A 17,130-nucleotide genomic window follows, 5' to 3' on the forward strand; every position below is an offset into this window, starting at 1 on the left:
TTTCACGGGTAATAAATATGAATAAACAGCATTTCCCATATAAAAATGTGCAGCAGTATTTAGATACGATTGGCGTATTACAAAACGGTACTGCTTCTGAAATTTCTCAGGCACGAAAGACCTTTCGCAAACTGTATCTAAAGCAATACCGCAAACGTTATGCTCAAAATCACAGTTCGGTTAATATCGTCTTTAGCAATGCTGAAAAGCATTTGTTAAAACAGCTTGCAATGGAAAATGGAAAGAAACTAGCCAGTTTTATCAAAGCCATTGCACTTAACACCATTAATGGAAAACAGCAATTAGGAAATACATCCACTAATTTTTCTGAAATCAAACGTCTATTCTCGCTTTGTTATGATATGGTTGAGACTTTACAATTTGAAAATGAATATCCTCAGCTTAAAGCCTCGTATGACAAACTGGAACAGTTATTTAATCAAATAGAACCACTTTTGAATGATTATTAAAGCCATCAGTCATACCACCCGAAATTCGCCCAAGAAACTCATTAACTATATTTTTGATGGTCGAAAATCTTTGCTAGACCCAGAGGGCAACCGTTTAGTATTTAAACAACATGTACGCACCTTTGACAAAGACAAATGGATTAAACGTTTTAATCAGTTAGAAACTGAGAGAAAATCCCACTACGCTAACAAATCTGTGGTGTGCCAACATATTGTAGTGTCGTTTTCAGACAAATCCACGCAATATCTCAACAGAAAAATCATTAAAGATTTAGTGCAAAAATTTATTGATTTATATACCGAAGGAAATCAACTTTGCGTTGGTGGTGTACACTTCGATAAAGGCAAGAACTGGCACGCTCACCTTGTAGTATCTCAATTAAAACTGGACGGCTTTAGTGGTTGGAAAACCAAATCACGCTTTGCAGAGATTAAAAAAGAAGTCCAGAATTATCAAATCGAAAACTACCCACAATTAGAAGATAGCATTGTGGAGCATGGACTTAAAAAAAAAGATTAGTCCGCTCCTATTCAGAAAAGGAAACCCAGTTTACAAAACGAATGGCAATGCCATCGGATAAAGACATTTTATTTAAAAAAGTACAAAACCTATTCCAAGAAAGCCAAACGATTGCTGAGTTTGAAAAACGATTGTCAAAAGCTGATATTAAAACGTACCATCGCAATGAAAAACTTTGTGGTGTCTATTGCAAGAACAGACGCTACCGTCTCAAACGAAGTCTTGGCATTGACCCCGAGCATTTACTATTAAAAGATAAAACCCTAGAGCGTATCAATTCCTTAGGCGAAATAATAGATGAAAGGGAACAGGATTTATCAAAAGGTTACGACCTAGAACTCTAACTCGACCCGATAATCGGGATTAGATTATTTAAAAAATTATATAACAGCCAAGCCGACCCATCGAGGTCGGCTTGTCTGTTTTTGGTGGTGGCGTAAAAGGGGTTTGGGGAATCCCCAACCAGATGGGAGTTTGATATGGAAATGTAGCGGTAGCGGAAGTTCCTATCAAACTCCCAATCTGGCTCTTCGATGTCCTAAAAGATTGGCATTTGAAATTTGCCTTTCGACTTAGCTGACATCCGAAGACCAAATGTCCTCAAATCATTTCTAAATGGTAGAGAAATAGATGAGGACATTTTCCGCTTAAGGACATTTTATCTCTAACGCTTGATAAACTTTATAGTTTCTGTCCTATTAAAACTGTCTGTTAATTTTAAAAAATAGATGCCTTCAGACAAATGGCTGACATTAATGGAATTTTGATTTTTATAAGATGCTATTTTTTGCCCTTGAAGTGAATACATCTCAATAGTGTTAATTTCTAATTCTGTTTCTATATTTAAATAGTCTGTTGTTGGATTTGGATATACTGAAATCTGCATATCATTTTCAAATTCTTGTGTTGATAATGGTGCATCATTTAAATCAACAATGCTAAACGTTTTGTTTGTAGCAGTATCATAATTAAAAACAACTTCTAGTGAAGTATCCCCGGTTACACTTCCTATGAGAACTTTGCCATAGAACATGGTATTTCAAGAATGCAGTATTGGCGTATGGAAAAAGGAACAAACTTTACCTTTGAAAGCCTGCTTAGAATATTAGAGGCACACAAGATGAGCTTGAGTACTTTCTTTTCTGATTTTGAATAACCAATTGATTATGCAAATAGATTTAGTTTCCAAATTAACACATGACTATCTAGCAAGTAGATTAGCTCCTAATCAAAAGAAAGAAGACCAAAATATTTTCTTTACGTATGAAAATCAAACTCTAGAGATTTATTCTATTATGGAAGGTTTTGACGGGACTTCTGTTAAATTTCCAAATGCAAAAGCAAAACGAATCAAATCAAAAGGAATTTGGAAAGTGTATTGTATGGGACAATCTATGAAGTGGGAACTCTACAAGCCACACTCAGAAGTAAAAGATATTAACGAATTTTTAAAATTAATTGACAAGGATAAATACACTATGTTTTGGGGCTAATATGCGATTAAGATTTCTTACCGATAGCATTAAGCTCTGCCAAACGATGTTTCATTTTTACATTCTGTAATTGCTCCACACGATCTTTTTCAATCACCGTATCAAGCATAATATTAATCACATTTTTATTGTATTCTGATAAGTCATTAATCATCTCTACTTTCTGAGCCACCGAACGCTCTTTAATATCTGACGATTGAAACAACTCTATCACGCCAACACCAAGTGCATCTGCTATACGAACAATAGATGATAAGTTCGGATTTGTACCACCACGCTCTAAACGTGAATAGGTAGGTACAAGCATTTCTGCACCATCCGCTACATCTTGTTGGGTGAGTCCTTTTTCTTTACGAATCCGTTTGATGTTTTGAAGTAAAAACAAGTGTGTAGCTTCCATAGTTAGGCTATTTTATATAATTAAGTGTCGATTTTTGACTCAAATGTAGGTCAAATTATTTATAACAGCAAAAAACACAAGTTTTATTTTTATATATAAACTTATAAGTTTATATTTGCTTTAATTAATTGTGTAATACGTTTCTAAAATAATTGACTATACATTATGAATCAACTCGACACTTCAAATCCTAATCATTTTAAATTCTCAACCGAAGTCTTAGACTTCCATATTCTAGGTGGTTTATCCGTTTTTGGATTAGACCGTATGCGGATAACTCTCAAAGTGAATACAAGAGAGGATGAATTTCACGCACTGCGTCATAACATTGATTTATACAATTCTAATGCAGTGGAAAAACTGGTTCGCAAGTTAGCGGAATATTTAGAAGTGGGAACGTCTATTATCAGACGTAGTTTACAAGAACTCATTAACCATCTTGAAAAATACCGAATTGAGTTATTAGACAAAGAGGAAGACGAAGAAGCGGAAGCTTATTTACTATCTAAAAAGGAAAGACGCTCAGCTATGGATTTTTTAAAGTCTGAAAAGTTACTTGAGAAAACCAATAAGCAGATTGGTGCTAGTGGTGTGATTGGCGAAGACAATAATAGACTATTGATGTATCTTATCTTTACTTCAAGAAAGATGGACAATCCATTACACTGTATTTCTTTTGGTTCTAGTGGAAGTGGTAAAACACACCTGCAATCAAAAGTAGCCGAACTCATTCCCGAAGAAGAGAGGCTGAGCCTCACGTCTTTATCAAGCAATTCATTCTATTACTTCAAAAGAAACGAGCTAAAAAACAAACTCATTTTAATTGAAGATTTAGATGGTGCAGATGATGTTTTATATCCACTACGAGAATTACAGACCAAAAAGAAGATTACCAAATCAGTCGTACAAAAGGGAATTGGTGGACAAGGCAAAACCAAAAACTTAACGGTTGAAGGACCCGTTTCTGTTGCTGGATGTACCACCCAAGAAAAACTGTATGAGGATAATTCTAATCGTTCGTTTTTACTTTACATTGATGAAAGTGAAGCACAGGATGAACGAATCATGAATTACCAGCGCGCCGTGTCGGCGGGACAAGTTAATTATGAGGATCAAGATTATGCAGTAAATCTCTTACGCAATGTGCAACGCTTACTAAAACCCGTCAGAGTGATAAATACTTTTGCCGAGCACCTTATGCTTCCATCGGCAGTATTTAAACCTCGTAGAACGAATGCACATTATTTGCAATTCATAGAAGCTATTACTTTCTACTACCAGTGGCAGTGCCACAAGCAATATGACGAGCAGACTGGTGAGGAATTTATTGAGACTAGTATAGAATATATCAAACAGGCTAATACACTTATCAAATCCATATTACTTCGTAAATCAGATCCTTTAAATGGTGCAACACGAAATTACCTCGAACGTCTCAAGACGTATTTGGCAGAAAAAAAGGATACTGTATTTACCAATCAAAATATCCGAAAGGAAATGCGAATAGCGGAAACCACATTACGCAGATACCACCACTTGTTAGTACAAGAAGGCTATATCAAAAAGCGTAATGATATTAAAGGCAATTCTTTTTCTTATGAAATCGTAGATGTAGATGAGTACAAGAATTTAGAAAAGCAGATTAATGAAGCGTTGGATAATTGTATAAAACGCATTGAAGGTTTAGATAATATGGATAATAGAAAGGCAAGTTAATGATATCCGCAAGAGTAGAAATACCTTGCCTACGGCGGCTCGCCGTCCGCCACTCGCCACAGGTTCGCCACTGGCAAAATGGCGAACCTAAGTGTTTGATAATTAAAGAGTAAGAGCCAATTCGCCACAAAAAATAAAATATAAGGTAGGTATGAAAAAAGTCGAGAGGCTCGACACCCAAAAAAAATAATTTAAAAGAGATTCCCACTTTCGTGGGAAATAAATATGAAGAAACTACAACTAAAAAGCACCACATTTATTACTCTGATTGACAGTTATAAAAACTGGTTAGACGTGCTTGGTTATGCTCCTTCTACGGTTTACAATCTGCCAAATCATCTTCGTGAGTTTTTTCACTATTTAGAGTGCCACGGGCACAGCGATATTACAAAAATCACTACGCAAGTTGTTAAGGATTATTACCAGTATTTATCACATAGAACAAACCAAAGACGTGGTGGCAGTCTGAGTAAATCATTTTTAAACAAACACCAACAAGCCTTAAAGAAATTCTTAATCTATCTCAAAGAACATAATTCAAATGTAAAATTTGGCGTTCACCTCAAAGGCGAAAAAATTAACTATCACGATAACAAAGTCATTTTAACTCAAGATGAAATCAAAGCATTATTTGAAGCTTGTAATGTATCTCACATGAACGAACATTTTCAGCTTCGAGACAAGATGATATTAGTACTACTCTATAGTTGTGGACTAAGACGTAACGAAGCGGTTCATGTGAATTGTGAAGATATCTTATTTGAAAAACAACGTATCTACGTTAGAAAAGGCAAGAATTACAAAGAACGGTTTGTGCCAATTAATAAATACAACTTGGATATGATTGACGAGTACTTATATGATGCACGTCCAGCTTTTATAAAAAACTACCAAACGGATGCCTTACTACTTTCACAGATGGGAAGACGTATCAACGATATTAGTATTGCCAATCGATTAAAAGCAATTATTGAGGCCACTGAAAATGAAGATATCCAAAACAAGAATATCACCTTGCATACATTACGCCATAGCATTGCAACACATTTGATGCAGAATAAAGTACCTATGAAATCTATTAGTACTTTTTTAGGTCATGCGTCTTTAGAAAGCACACAACTGTATACGCATTTAGCCAAAGAGGTGGATGCTCAACAACCAATTATTACATGATGACATTTAAAGATTATTTACATAAAGAAGATTACGCCAAAACGACAATAGAATCTTACTCTCGCAATCTATTAAAGTTTACCGATTGGTGTAGCTACCAAAATTATGATGCCCAAATCATAGACTATAAATCTTGTATTGAATATGTAGGACATATTCAGAAACAAAGAAAAGGGAAGTCCGTTTCTAAAAGCACCGTCAGAAGTGAAATCGGAGCATTAAAAATCTACTTCAATTATCTAGTTGAAACTGAAATACGTTTTGAAAATCCTATTCAAAATATCCACATAAGAGGTGAGCGAAGAACGGTCAATCACAACCTTTTAGATTTTGACGAACTGGAGGATTTATACTACTCATATCAAACTGAAAATATTGTATTCCCGAATTGTCCGTCGGTTTCAATTCGCAATAAAATTATTACAGGTTTTATGGTGTATCAAGGACTTAATGCTACAGCATTAAAAACACTTCGTTATGAACATTTAGATATGAGTAAAGGCACCATTTACATTCCTTCTACTCGTAAAACCAACAGTAGAACCTTATCGCTACAATCCCAACAAATACTGCCCCTGTGGCGTTATCTTGAAAAGGACAGGGAAGTGTTGCAAGAAAAAATAGATTGCCACACACAGGGCTTATTTCCCGTTAAAGGCGATAGATTTTTCCTAAATGACCGTTTGTTTTTTGAACTTCGTAAACTCAACCACAAAGTTAAAAATGCAAAGCAAATAAGAGCATCAGTCATCACTTATTGGTTAAGCCAACACAATATCCGAGAAGTGCAGTATATGGCAGGGCATCATTATATTTCTTCTACAGAACGTTACCAACAGGATGACTTAGAAAATCTTCATGAACTCATTGAGAGTTTGCATCCGATAGGATAATTTTTCTTAAAAGCACATCTATATTAAAGACTATCTTAATATCTTTACATTAGTTAATCCTTAAAAGAAAAAATATGTGGATACGAAATAGATATACTGGTGTTGGCGGAGGGCTTTACACAGGAGTTAATGGCGGTCTTTATACTGGCGTTGGTGGTGGTGCTTATACGGGAGTTGGAGGCGGTTTATATACTGGTGTTGATGGAGGGCTATATACAGGTGTTGGTGGTGGATTGTATACTGGACCTGGAGGAGGTCTTTATACAGGACCAGACTCAAACCCATATATGAGTAATTGGCCCCCACCTAGGGTTTTAATAGAAGAGCTTAGAAAAAGAGGAATGCTTGACACTGTTGAATACATGCTTAGGCATGGTTTTTTAAATGGTTGTTAGTCAAAATAAAATACTAGAGGTTTTATTTACTTTAATATGAATTACGAAAATAGGATTTGTTGTTTTATAGATATACTCGGGTTTAAACAGCATTTAAATCAAACTATAAACCCGTTTGGTGAAGACAACATTACAAAAATCAAATTAATTAAATCTATTTTAGATCTCTCAAAAAATATCACTTCAGATAAAGGTATTTCAGAGTCAAAAGTTGTAACATATTTTTCAGATTCAATTGTAATTTCATATAAGTATGACGAAGAAAGTCAACTGTTTTTTACATTATTGAATTTACTTTATGTGAGTATGGAACTAGCCAATAAAGGGTTTTTAACTCGTGGAGGTGTTGCAATTGGAAAGCTCATTCATACCAATGAAGTAATTTTCGGACCTGCTTTAGTAGATGCATACAATATTGAATCTAAGATTTCTAAGTACCCTAGAATTATTGTTGACAAAGACGTAATTAAAAAAGGATTGCTTTATCACTCAAAAAATCACACACAAGAAGATGAAAAAGAATATATTATGGATATAGTTACCGAAGATGAAGATGGATATTATTACATTGACTATATTCAAAAATCTTCTTCAGAATTTAACGATGTAGAATACGACTTATACATATATATTAATAACTTAAAACAGCATTTTTTTAGTAATTATAGTAATGAAAATGAGGGTGTGAAACAAAAATTAGATTGGTTAAAAACTAAAATAAATACTCTAATCTCTAATATTAAGATTAATATTACAAATCCTGAATTTGCACCTGATTTAATTGCCTTATATTCAAAAGTTGAATATATAAAGTAACTAACCCTAAAGACTCCCTTTAGTAATTATTGTCTCTATTCTAACTTACAGAGGAGCTACATATTTTCTAACAAATATAAATCTCTTTTTTTAAAATTATCCTACCTTTGATTTTAAGTCGTATGATATTAGAATAGAGGTATATGCCTGAACAACAGAACATAGAATGGAAACAGTCTTGGCGAGATGAATATCTGCAATGGATTAGTGGATTTGCTAATGCCAATGGAGGTGTGCTTTATATTGGAAAAGACGACAATGGAAACGTTGTTGGGCTAAGTAAATATAAAAAGCTCATGGACGAGCTTCCTAATAAGATTAAAGATACCACAGGTATTATTTGTGCTGTTAATCTACACGAAGAAAATGATAAACAATATATTGAAATTGTTGTTGAACCATCAAAGTCTTTGATTTCATATCGTGGGAAGTTTTACCTAAGAAGCGGAAGCACTAATCAGCTTTTAAGTGGTGCAGCCTTAGAGGATTTCTTGTTCAAAAAAAGAAATGTAACGTGGGATGAACTTACCGTTGAGAATTTCTCGATTAAAGATATTGATTTAGAAGTTGTGGAATCTTTTAAGAAAAAGGCTATTGATACAGGAAGATTACCCTCTATTCGTTTTGATACTGATGCAGAGACTATTTTAAAGAAGCTTGATTTGGTAGACCAAAACGGAAATTACACAAGAGCCGCTGTGTTATTGTTCGGCAAGAATCCACAACGTCACTTTATTACGGCTTACCTAAAAATAGGTAAGTTTGGATACTCTCCTACAGACTTAATCACACAGGACACTATTGAAACCAATGCTTTTGAGCTAGCAGATAAAACCTTAGAGATACTAAATTCAAAATACATTTTAAGAAAAGTTAAGTATGAGGGACTAAGTAGAATAGAACCGCCAGAATATCCATACGATGCTATTCGTGAAATTCTATATAACGCCATTATACACAAAAGGTATGATGTTATGCCAATAACTGTGAAAATCTATGATGACAGGATTGCTATTTCCAATTTTGGAGAATTACCAGAACCTCTAACCATCGATGATTTAAAAACTGAGCATCGCTCTGTTCTTAGAAATAAATTAATGGCAAAGGTTTTTTATAGAGCTGGTTATATTGAATCTTGGGGACGAGGAACACTAAAGGTTATTGAGGAGTGTAAAAATCATGGACTCCTTGAACCTCTAATCGAAGAGAAACAAGGTGGTGTAATTATTACTATATTTAAAGATATTTATAACGAAAGCTATTTAAGCAAGTTAGATATTAATGATAGACAAAAACAAGCAATAAAGATTATAAAAGAAAACACTACCATTACCAGAAGTGAATATGAAGAAGAATTTGAAATAGGAAAGACTACAGCACAAAGAGATATTGATGGGTTGTTGGAACTTCAAATGATTAAATCAGAAGGTTCTGGAAAGTTAACCAAATACGTTATTGACGTTCAAGGTTACAAAACGTAATGGGTCGAAAGCGGGTCGAAAGAATCCTTATTTTACAGGGATTTTATTTAAAAATGGGTAGAAAGTGGGTCGAAAGAATAATTAGAAAATATGACTGAAAATTCACATCACAAAACAATAACAGAAACGCTCAAAAGAGAAGCACTAACAATGGCAGTTAATTGTGTTAGGAATACGGTTATAGAAGATTATCACGCAGGTAGAGTACCTCAATCCAAAACAGGGGATTATTCAGATGTAAAAGTAGTTACGCCGTATGGTGAAATCGCATGGAATGAACTATCACGTATTAGTGATAGTGAAATGAAAGTATTTAATAAGGAAGTGGCGGACAAACTCTATACCTATTTAGAGTTTTTACTCAACCCAAAATATGAAGATAAACAACAGGCGTTTTTAAAAGTTTGTAATATATTTTATCCTCATAATTGGGACGAACCAAAATTAGATAAAGGACTAATGGGAATAAAAAAAGAAGAATAGATTAACACTTGGGATGCTTAAAACTACATATCGAATCTGAGCCAATTCTAAGGTTGGCATACTCAAAAAAAGGTCAAAAGCCCTCAAAAAAGGTGGGGTGGTACTATCCCTTTGGACTTGAACATAAAGGGTACAATAATGTTGTAAATGGTACGGAGAATAACTATCATACTTATTTAGGTCAAGAATGGCAAGAAGAACTTGGTTTGAATTGGCACTCTTACAAATGGCGAAATGCCGACCCAGCTTTGGGTAGGTTCTTTGGTGTTGACCCCTTGGCGGAAAAATATCCGAGTATCTCGCCATATGCGTATGTAATGAATAATCCAATTAGGTTCGTTGACCCTGATGGTATGAGAGTTGCCGATCCTGGAGACCTATTTGCTTCGATTGATGATGCGGCAACTGATTTCGGTGTCTATTACAATGGTCGATCAATTGTTGGATATAAGGAATTTGGTTCAACAATCTATGAAGTCAAAAAAGATGATAAAACTTACTATACTTATTCTGAAGCTGGCAAAGGCAGTAACGATGGTGTAAATGTATCACCATCGCCAACAGGTTCTAAAGATGTAGCGGATGTTCATTCCCACGGCGGTTATGAAAAAGGTTATGACAACAATAATTTTTCAGGAACTGATACTTCAGATAATGATCGAACAGGATTGGTTGGATATGTAACAACACCAGATGGATCGGTTAAGAAATATGATCCAAGTACTAAAAGTACAACTACAATAAATGTAAATAAGATACCAAGTGACCCTAATGACCCTGGACGAAAGAATAATATACATCCAACCGAGGATCCTTCAATTAAGTCAGCTACACAAAAGATTAATGAAGCTGGTGGAGTTCTTCCAACGCGGGAGCCACCAACGATTAATAATAATGAAAATTTTAAAATAAAAATGTAGTATGAAAAAAACAGCCATAACCTTATTAGCCTTTTCATCATTAATTGTTATTACATTATTGATAACTTCATTTCAAGAAAATATGGACAATAAAACTGATTACGTTCCGAACGAGATTACTGCAATTAAAATAGCAGAGGCTATATGGTTGCCAATTTACGGGAATAAAATACTTGATAAAAAGCCTTTTGTTGCAAAGCTTGAAAATGATGACATTTGGGTAGTACAAGGAACTTCAAATACTCAAAAAGGAGACGTCCCTTATATTGAAATAAGAAAAAGTGATTGTAAAGTATTAAAAGTAATTCACGGTAAATAGCAAATATAATTTGCAAACAAAGCCTTGCAGAAATGCAAAGCTTTTTTGTTGTAAGATACTCTGTATTTTCATTTTAGCTATAAAACACCAAATAAATTGATTATTGTTTTTTATTCTGGCACAAGTTCCAACAGTTCTTTAAGTTCTTTGTCTGTTAAATTTTCCTTGTCAGATTTATCGTAAATAGTAAGTAGATAAACGGTAGTATCGGCAATTACAATGTTAGTGATTACTCTGGCGCCACCACTTTTTCCTTTTCCTTTAGATTTAATGGCAAGGCGTATTTTATAGCAGTTGTTACCAAGAGTTGTACCTTGTTCAGGATTTTCTTTTAAGGCTTTAATTAATTGTACGTATTCCATTTTAAGAGATGGAAATTTTTTAGCTAATTTCTTTAAGTTTTTTTCAAACTTAGGTATGGTTTTAACGCTATAATTCATGGATTAAATCTTCAGCGTTACGAGCTTCTAATTTACCTTCTCTCACCAATTTCAATTCTTCAACAGCATCTTTAATATCTTGCATTACATTGGCTTTAGCGTTAGAAATTTGAGTTGCTTTTTTTACAAAAGAAAAGTTTTTTAACACTTCCATAAAGAAAGATGCTTTACTGTCTTGTATCTCTAATAATATTTTCATAACACACTTTGAAGTTTTGTTTTAGTAATAAACGCATCTAAAAAAGTAAACACCATTTTTTTGTCGTCTGCATTTAGCTTGTTTATTTCTTGAATTTTATTTCTTGTGTTTTTGTCCATTTTTTCTTCAGCGTCACCAACAAGATAATCTAAGGATACATCTAAAGCGTTTGCTAATCGTTTTGCTACTTCTATAGATGGTATGGCGTCATTACGTTCATATCTTCCTACAATCTCACGAGAGACTTCAATATTTTTAGCTAACTGGTTTTGCGACCAGTTTTTTAGTTTTCTTAATTCAGTTATTCTGCTTCCTAAGTCCATAATAAAGCACTTTTGAGTATTCAAGTTTACATTATGAAACAAATATAGTCAATTATAGTTCCAAATAAAAAGGATAGTTCTTTGTTTAATTGAGAACAGAAGTTTACATTTGTGCTTTAAAGTTGACTAAAATTATTTTAAACTTTTTTTATAAATGGAAATAGCAGACATAAAATCAAATCTAACCTTAGCCACAGTATTACATTATTACGGATTAAAGACCGATAAGAACAACCGTTTAAACTGTCCTTTTCATCAAGATAAAACACCAAGCTTCCAAGCCTATTACAAAACCCAAACCGCTTATTGTTTTAGTAGTAATTGCAAAACACACGGCAAGAGCATGGATGTAATAGATTTTGTAATGCACAAAGAGAATAGCACCAAACACGAAGCGTTGAAAAAATGCAAAGAAATTTTAGGCTACCAAAAGCCCAATAGTAAAAAACGTTACCAACCCGATTTAAGCAAGAGTCAGTTTTTAGCCAATATGTTCCAATATTTCTGTAACGCAGTACATAACAGCAAACCTGCCAAACAATATTTAGAACAAAGAAATTTAGACTTTAAAAAATTAGGGTCTGGCGGCTCGCCAGTTGGTTATAATGCTGGACAGTTCCATCACGGAAAACGTAAAGACGAAACCCTAATAAATCAATGTTTAGAATATGGTTTGTTAATCGATAAAAATATTGTCGGTAGAACTGGAAACAAAGCCTATAATGTTTTTGGTAAATGGTGTATCTGTTTTGCTTTAAAGAACTGCCACGGGCAGACCGTATCATTATATTTTAGAAGCACTTTAGATAAGAAAACAGCAAAACATTTTTATCTGAAGAATAGACAAGGTTTATATCCAAACTATCCCAATCCAAACACTAAAAAACTGATATTAACCGAAAGCATTATCGATGCATCTTCTCTGCTTCAAATAAAAGCGATTACAGGTACTTACAGCATTTTAGCGTGTTACGGAACTAACGGATTAAATGATGAAATCCTAACAGCTATAAAAGACTTGAAACAATTAGAAGAAATCATTTTTGCTTTTGATAATGACACAGCTGGTAAAGAAGCGATACAGAAATATTGTAAAATGTTGCTTGAGATATTACCAGGAATAAAATTAAGTGTTTTAGAGCCTATAAATAAAGACATTAACGAAACCTTACAACTGCATAACGATACTATTTTTATAGAATTATTAGATAAGAGGACAGATTTTATTTTTTCAAATGAAGCTATTATAAATGAAGAATCTAAAGAGCCAATTATTGATAACGCAATCGACTTTTTAAGTCGTAAAAACCTCTTAAAGAACCTAAATATCCAAATCGGCAAAGCAGGAATAGTAGGCGAAGAAAATAGCAGATTATTGTTGTTTATGATAATTATTAGCTACTTAAATAAAAGTCCATTACACGCATTGGTACAAGGTAGTTCTGGAAGTGGAAAGACACATTTAATAAGCAGAATAGCCGATTTAATGCCACAAGAAGATGTACTTCGTTTTACAAGAATAACAGAAAGTAGTTTGTATAATTGGGGAGAATTTGATTTGTTCCAAAAAGTAATAATCATAGAAGATTTAGACGGATTAAAAGAAGATGCGTTGTATGCTTTACGGGAATTTATATCTAATCAAATATTGCGAAGCTCTGTAACCATAAAGGATAAAAAAGGAAATAATAAATCGGCACACAAAATAGTAAAAGGACAATTTTCATCCTTATCAGCAACTACAAAAGGAGAAACCTACGAGGATAATATGAGTAGAAGTTCTTTAATTGCAGTCGATGAAAGTAAGACACAAACCACAAAAATCATCAACTACCAAAACCAAAGAAACGCAGGAGAAATCGACCCAAACGAAGCTAAAAGAGCAGTCCATTTTATACAAAGTTTAGTGCGACAATTAAAGGTTTATGAAGTCATTAATCCGTATGCCACACAATTACACTTACCAGAGAAAGTACATAAAATAAGACGCTTAAATGAAATGTACCAAGCAGTAATAAAACAAGTTACTTTTTTAAATCAACATCAAAGACAGCTTACTAAACACAATCAATTAATTACAGAGATAGAAGATATAGAAGAAGCTACAGAAATCCTTTTTGAAAGCATTGTTTTAAAAGTAGATGAATTAGATGGAAGTCTCAGACAGTTTTTTGAACGCTTAAAAAAGTATGTAAAGAATGATAATCAAGATTTTATTTTAAGAGAAGTAAGACAACATTTAAACAGTAGTAAAACACAAGTTTTTAGATATATGCAGACCTTAACCGAGTTGGAATATGTAAAACAAATTGGTGGTTACTCAAATAAAGGCATTAAATATAAAATCTCTTATTGGGATAATTATCAGAAACTTAGAGCAGAAATTAAAGATTATTTGCTATTACAAATCGAACAGCTACGACAACAAAGCAAATAATTACGGAACGCTACGGAACACCAATGGAACGTTAAATAATTTTTTAACTTATTGATATTTAAATAATTATCTACCAAAATATAGTTAGTGTTCCTAATTCCAGAATATTGAGTAAGCAAAAGCATCATAAGTATTAAAAAGGTCATAAAGAATTTATATTGAGCGCAGTCGAAATATGGGAGCACCAAGCAAACATAAAATCCATACAGAAACGTATCAAAATTATGCTATAAATTACAAAAAGCATTTAGATATATTAGGCTTAAATCATCAGACTACACAAACCAGATATTTATATTTAAAAGAGTTTTTTAGTTGGTTAGAATATCAATATTTATTTAAGATAGAAGAAGTAACCACACAAGATATATCAAGCTATCACGAGTATTTAAAAGTCAAAATAAGCCAAAGGACAAACCTACCAATCAAGCAAAAAAGTAGATACGACCATATGCGAAATCTACAACAGTTTTTAGGACATTTATTAGACTTAGGAATTATAAAAAGTAGTCCAGCTTCTCATTTAAAATTTACTAACCCAACAGAAAAAGTAGAACGTTATATTTTTACTCAAAACCAAATAAAAGAACTCTATAGAGTAGCAAATAATCAAGAAATAGCATTATTACATATTGGTTATGGTTGTGGATTACGAGTACAAGAATTAAGCGATTTAAACAAAGTAGATATTAGAATTACAGAACGTTTAATTATTGTAGAAAAAGGAAAGAACAGCAAAAGAAGATTAGTACCAATCAGTAAAAAAGTAGCTGAAGAATTAGAACTATTTATTTTTTCAAATGAAAATAAAAGCAATGCGATTTTTATAAATAACAAAGGCTACAGAATGCAAGAATGGACTTTTAACAGCTTACTGAAGAAACTGATTAAGCGAACTGATTTTGGGAATAAATTGCCTGCAGAGGCGCTCTGCAAAATCGGCATCCATAATTTACGACACTCAATAGCCACACATCTTTTAGCAAACGGAATGAAGCTGGAGCAAGTACAAACCTTTTTAGGACATAGCCATATCGAATCCACAGAAATTTATACACATATCTCACAAAATCAAATCAATAATCTATATGATAACTCTTCATAATTATTTAAAAAATAAATACAGTAAAAGCACATTAAAAAGCAACTTATACAACATTAAAAAGTTTACAGATTATTATGGCAAACGTTCAGAGAAAGCCAATTACAAAGAGGTTTTAAATTATATTGCTTATTTACGAAAGAACTACGATTTAAGCCCAAAAACCTTACGACATCGATTATATGCTGTAAAAATATACTTCAATTATTTACTGGAAGTCGGCAAAAGAAAAGACCATCCTTGTAGTGAATTATTCTTAAAAGATAAGATAGATAGAACCATTGCGGTAGATAATCTTTACAGTCCAGAAGCCTTAGAAAACTTCTTTAAAAACTATAAAATAAAGAAGAAAAAACAGTTACTCAATAGAAATAAAATAATAATCAGTTTACTCATTTATCAAGGCTTAACAGTTAAAGAAATAGCAGAATTACAACTACAATCCATAAATCTAAATACTTGCGAAATCCATATAAAAAGCGGTTACAGACAGCAAAAAAGAACCTTACCACTACAAGCCAAACAAGTCCTTTTATTTTTTAATTACTTAGAAAAAGATAGAAAGAAGTTACTTAAATACAATCTTAAAACTACAAATGAAACCTTTATTTTAGGACAATATGGAAATGAAATAAATCCTCACAGTATTAGTAGAATTATCAACCAAAACCGGAACGAAAGCCAAAAGATAAAACCAATCAAAATCCGGCAAAGTGTTATTGCAAATCTTCTAAAAAAGGAAAACGACACAAGATTAGTCCAGGTTTTTAGCGGACACAAAAGAGCTTCAACAACAATCGCTTACAAACAAACAGAATTAGAACAGTTACAAAACGCAATAGAAAATTATCATCCGATAAGTTAAAAAGCTTCGCTTGTTCCTTCGTCACAAGCTCGCAAATAAAAACCAATCATTACGCAAAATCCCACACAAGATAAAATCCAGTTTTTTCGTTCCTCAAAATCCCCTGTATTTTATCTTGTTCCGCTCGCCACACTTCTATGGTTTTTAAGTCACATTTTTTGTAAGCCAACGCACAAATAGCACTTTATAACTTGCTCGTTCCTCACAATTATAAACAGCTATCGCCAACGCTCGAAAACAAAAAATCCGCCATAAAAACCATCCCAAGCTATGTTACATAATAGAAGTTATAATAGCAAAATGCTTCTCAAAGGTACGCTTCGCTATGTTAATTTATTCTGTAGTTATAACTGCTATTATGTAAAATATCCGCACTTCCAACGCTTTTTTCCACCGACTTCTGCCAGCGCACTACGATTGATTTAATATTTACTTCGTAAGCCGACACACCGAATTTGCACAAAAAAAGCTTCACAAAAAGACAGCGAGCGAAAAAACTCGCCTTACTTCTTTGCTCGTTTTTTTGCACAACTCGTTCCGCCAATCTTTGTGTCGCTCTATGCCGCTTGGCAACATTTTAAAAAGCCGAAGATTGCCAACGCTCGAAAAAATCCACCGCTTAAATCTTCGTCTTTTTAAAACGAAAAACTTCGGAACGATACTTTTTTTTCAAATGAAATCTTCA

General features: G+C 33.3%; 21 protein-coding genes. 16 read left to right on the forward strand and 5 right to left on the reverse strand.

Annotated features, from left to right (window positions below; translation table 11 throughout):
• The first annotated feature begins 17 nt into the window (after positions 1-17).
• From GKR88_19410 to GKR88_19420, 3 genes are read left to right on the forward strand one after another with little or no spacing between them, the layout of a single operon-like run.
• On the forward strand, positions 18-470 hold the full coding sequence (locus GKR88_19410; GenBank protein QMU66232.1) for a hypothetical protein: 453 nt from the start codon (positions 18-20) through the stop codon (positions 468-470).
• The gene (locus tag GKR88_19415; GenBank protein QMU66233.1) at positions 460-990 is read left to right on the forward strand and encodes a hypothetical protein; all 531 of its coding nucleotides are present in this window, start codon (positions 460-462) and stop codon (positions 988-990) included. Before GKR88_19410 ends, GKR88_19415 begins: the two co-directional genes overlap by 11 nt.
• 47 nt (positions 991-1,037) lie before the next feature.
• Positions 1,038-1,334, forward strand: coding sequence for a hypothetical protein (locus GKR88_19420; GenBank protein ID QMU66234.1), 297 nt, complete (start codon positions 1,038-1,040; stop codon positions 1,332-1,334).
• 320 nt (positions 1,335-1,654) lie between these two features.
• Here GKR88_19420 and GKR88_19425 read toward each other — a convergent pair whose 3' ends face one another.
• Entirely contained in the window at positions 1,655-2,023 is a 369-nt protein-coding gene (locus tag GKR88_19425; protein QMU66235.1) for a T9SS type A sorting domain-containing protein, read from the reverse strand.
• Between the two features lie 133 nt (positions 2,024-2,156).
• Here GKR88_19425 and GKR88_19430 point away from each other — a divergent pair, with 133 nt between their 5' ends.
• Positions 2,157-2,483: a DUF3024 domain-containing protein gene (locus tag GKR88_19430; GenBank protein ID QMU66236.1), complete on the forward strand. Its 327-nt coding sequence runs from the start codon at positions 2,157-2,159 to the stop codon at positions 2,481-2,483.
• Between the two features lie 7 nt (positions 2,484-2,490).
• On the opposite strand, the gene GKR88_19435 is transcribed toward GKR88_19430, so the two are convergent.
• Positions 2,491-2,883 carry a helix-turn-helix domain-containing protein gene (locus GKR88_19435; GenBank protein QMU66237.1) on the reverse strand — a complete coding sequence of 131 codons (393 nt, stop codon included), beginning with the start codon at positions 2,881-2,883 and terminating at the stop codon, positions 2,491-2,493.
• A gap of 165 nt (positions 2,884-3,048) precedes the next feature.
• Here GKR88_19435 and GKR88_19440 point away from each other — a divergent pair, with 165 nt between their 5' ends.
• The 9 genes from GKR88_19440 (at position 3,049) to GKR88_19480 (ending at position 11,079) form a co-directional block, all read left to right on the forward strand.
• Positions 3,049-4,599 (forward strand): hypothetical protein, encoded by a 1,551-nt coding sequence (locus tag GKR88_19440; GenBank protein ID QMU66238.1) that lies wholly within the window; start codon positions 3,049-3,051, stop codon positions 4,597-4,599.
• 225 nt (positions 4,600-4,824) lie between these two features.
• Positions 4,825-5,772: a tyrosine-type recombinase/integrase gene (locus tag GKR88_19445; GenBank protein QMU66239.1), complete on the forward strand. Its 948-nt coding sequence runs from the start codon at positions 4,825-4,827 to the stop codon at positions 5,770-5,772.
• Complete coding sequence (locus GKR88_19450) at positions 5,769-6,665, forward strand: tyrosine-type recombinase/integrase (GenBank protein QMU66240.1); 897 nt, start codon at positions 5,769-5,771, stop codon at positions 6,663-6,665. Before GKR88_19445 ends, GKR88_19450 begins: the two co-directional genes overlap by 4 nt.
• A 74-nt stretch (positions 6,666-6,739) precedes the next feature.
• A complete protein-coding gene (locus GKR88_19455; protein ID QMU66241.1) occupies positions 6,740-7,060 on the forward strand; it encodes a hypothetical protein in 321 nt (106 codons plus the stop codon).
• 36 nt (positions 7,061-7,096) lie between these two features.
• Entirely contained in the window at positions 7,097-7,876 is a 780-nt protein-coding gene (locus tag GKR88_19460; GenBank protein ID QMU66242.1) for a hypothetical protein, read from the forward strand.
• Positions 7,877-8,019: 143 nt separating this feature from the next.
• A complete protein-coding gene (locus GKR88_19465) occupies positions 8,020-9,357 on the forward strand; it encodes a transcriptional regulator (GenBank protein QMU66243.1) in 1,338 nt (445 codons plus the stop codon).
• A gap of 90 nt (positions 9,358-9,447) precedes the next feature.
• Positions 9,448-9,840: a hypothetical protein gene (locus GKR88_19470; protein QMU66244.1), complete on the forward strand. Its 393-nt coding sequence runs from the start codon at positions 9,448-9,450 to the stop codon at positions 9,838-9,840.
• A gap of 8 nt (positions 9,841-9,848) precedes the next feature.
• Complete coding sequence (locus GKR88_19475) at positions 9,849-10,760, forward strand: DUF4329 domain-containing protein (GenBank protein QMU66245.1); 912 nt, start codon at positions 9,849-9,851, stop codon at positions 10,758-10,760.
• A gap of 1 nt (position 10,761) precedes the next feature.
• Positions 10,762-11,079, forward strand: coding sequence for a hypothetical protein (locus GKR88_19480; GenBank protein ID QMU66246.1), 318 nt, complete (start codon positions 10,762-10,764; stop codon positions 11,077-11,079).
• Positions 11,080-11,189: 110 nt separating this feature from the next.
• Here the strand turns inward: GKR88_19480 and GKR88_19485 are convergent, their stop codons facing one another.
• Genes GKR88_19485 through GKR88_19495 form a run of 3 tightly spaced genes read right to left on the reverse strand, consistent with a single transcriptional unit; the run spans position 11,190 to position 12,041 of the window.
• Complete coding sequence (locus GKR88_19485) at positions 11,190-11,519, reverse strand: hypothetical protein (GenBank protein QMU66247.1); 330 nt, start codon at positions 11,517-11,519, stop codon at positions 11,190-11,192.
• Positions 11,509-11,718: a hypothetical protein gene (locus GKR88_19490; protein ID QMU66248.1), complete on the reverse strand. Its 210-nt coding sequence runs from the start codon at positions 11,716-11,718 to the stop codon at positions 11,509-11,511. Before GKR88_19490 ends, GKR88_19485 begins: the two co-directional genes overlap by 11 nt.
• A complete protein-coding gene (locus GKR88_19495; protein ID QMU66249.1) occupies positions 11,715-12,041 on the reverse strand; it encodes a helix-turn-helix domain-containing protein in 327 nt (108 codons plus the stop codon). Before GKR88_19495 ends, GKR88_19490 begins: the two co-directional genes overlap by 4 nt.
• 154 nt (positions 12,042-12,195) lie before the next feature.
• On the opposite strand from GKR88_19495, the gene GKR88_19500 reads away from it, so the two are divergent.
• The 3 genes from GKR88_19500 (at position 12,196) to GKR88_19510 (ending at position 16,445) form a co-directional block, all read left to right on the forward strand.
• Positions 12,196-14,478: a toprim domain-containing protein gene (locus tag GKR88_19500; protein QMU66250.1), complete on the forward strand. Its 2,283-nt coding sequence runs from the start codon at positions 12,196-12,198 to the stop codon at positions 14,476-14,478.
• Positions 14,479-14,653: 175 nt separating this feature from the next.
• Positions 14,654-15,583 (forward strand): tyrosine-type recombinase/integrase, encoded by a 930-nt coding sequence (locus tag GKR88_19505; protein ID QMU66251.1) that lies wholly within the window; start codon positions 14,654-14,656, stop codon positions 15,581-15,583.
• Positions 15,567-16,445 (forward strand): tyrosine-type recombinase/integrase, encoded by an 879-nt coding sequence (locus GKR88_19510; GenBank protein ID QMU66252.1) that lies wholly within the window; start codon positions 15,567-15,569, stop codon positions 16,443-16,445. Before GKR88_19505 ends, GKR88_19510 begins: the two co-directional genes overlap by 17 nt.
• Positions 16,446-17,130: the final 685 nt, after the last annotated feature.

Source organism: Flavobacteriaceae bacterium (assembly GCA_014075215.1).
Classification (GTDB): domain Bacteria; phylum Bacteroidota; class Bacteroidia; order Flavobacteriales; family Flavobacteriaceae; genus Polaribacter.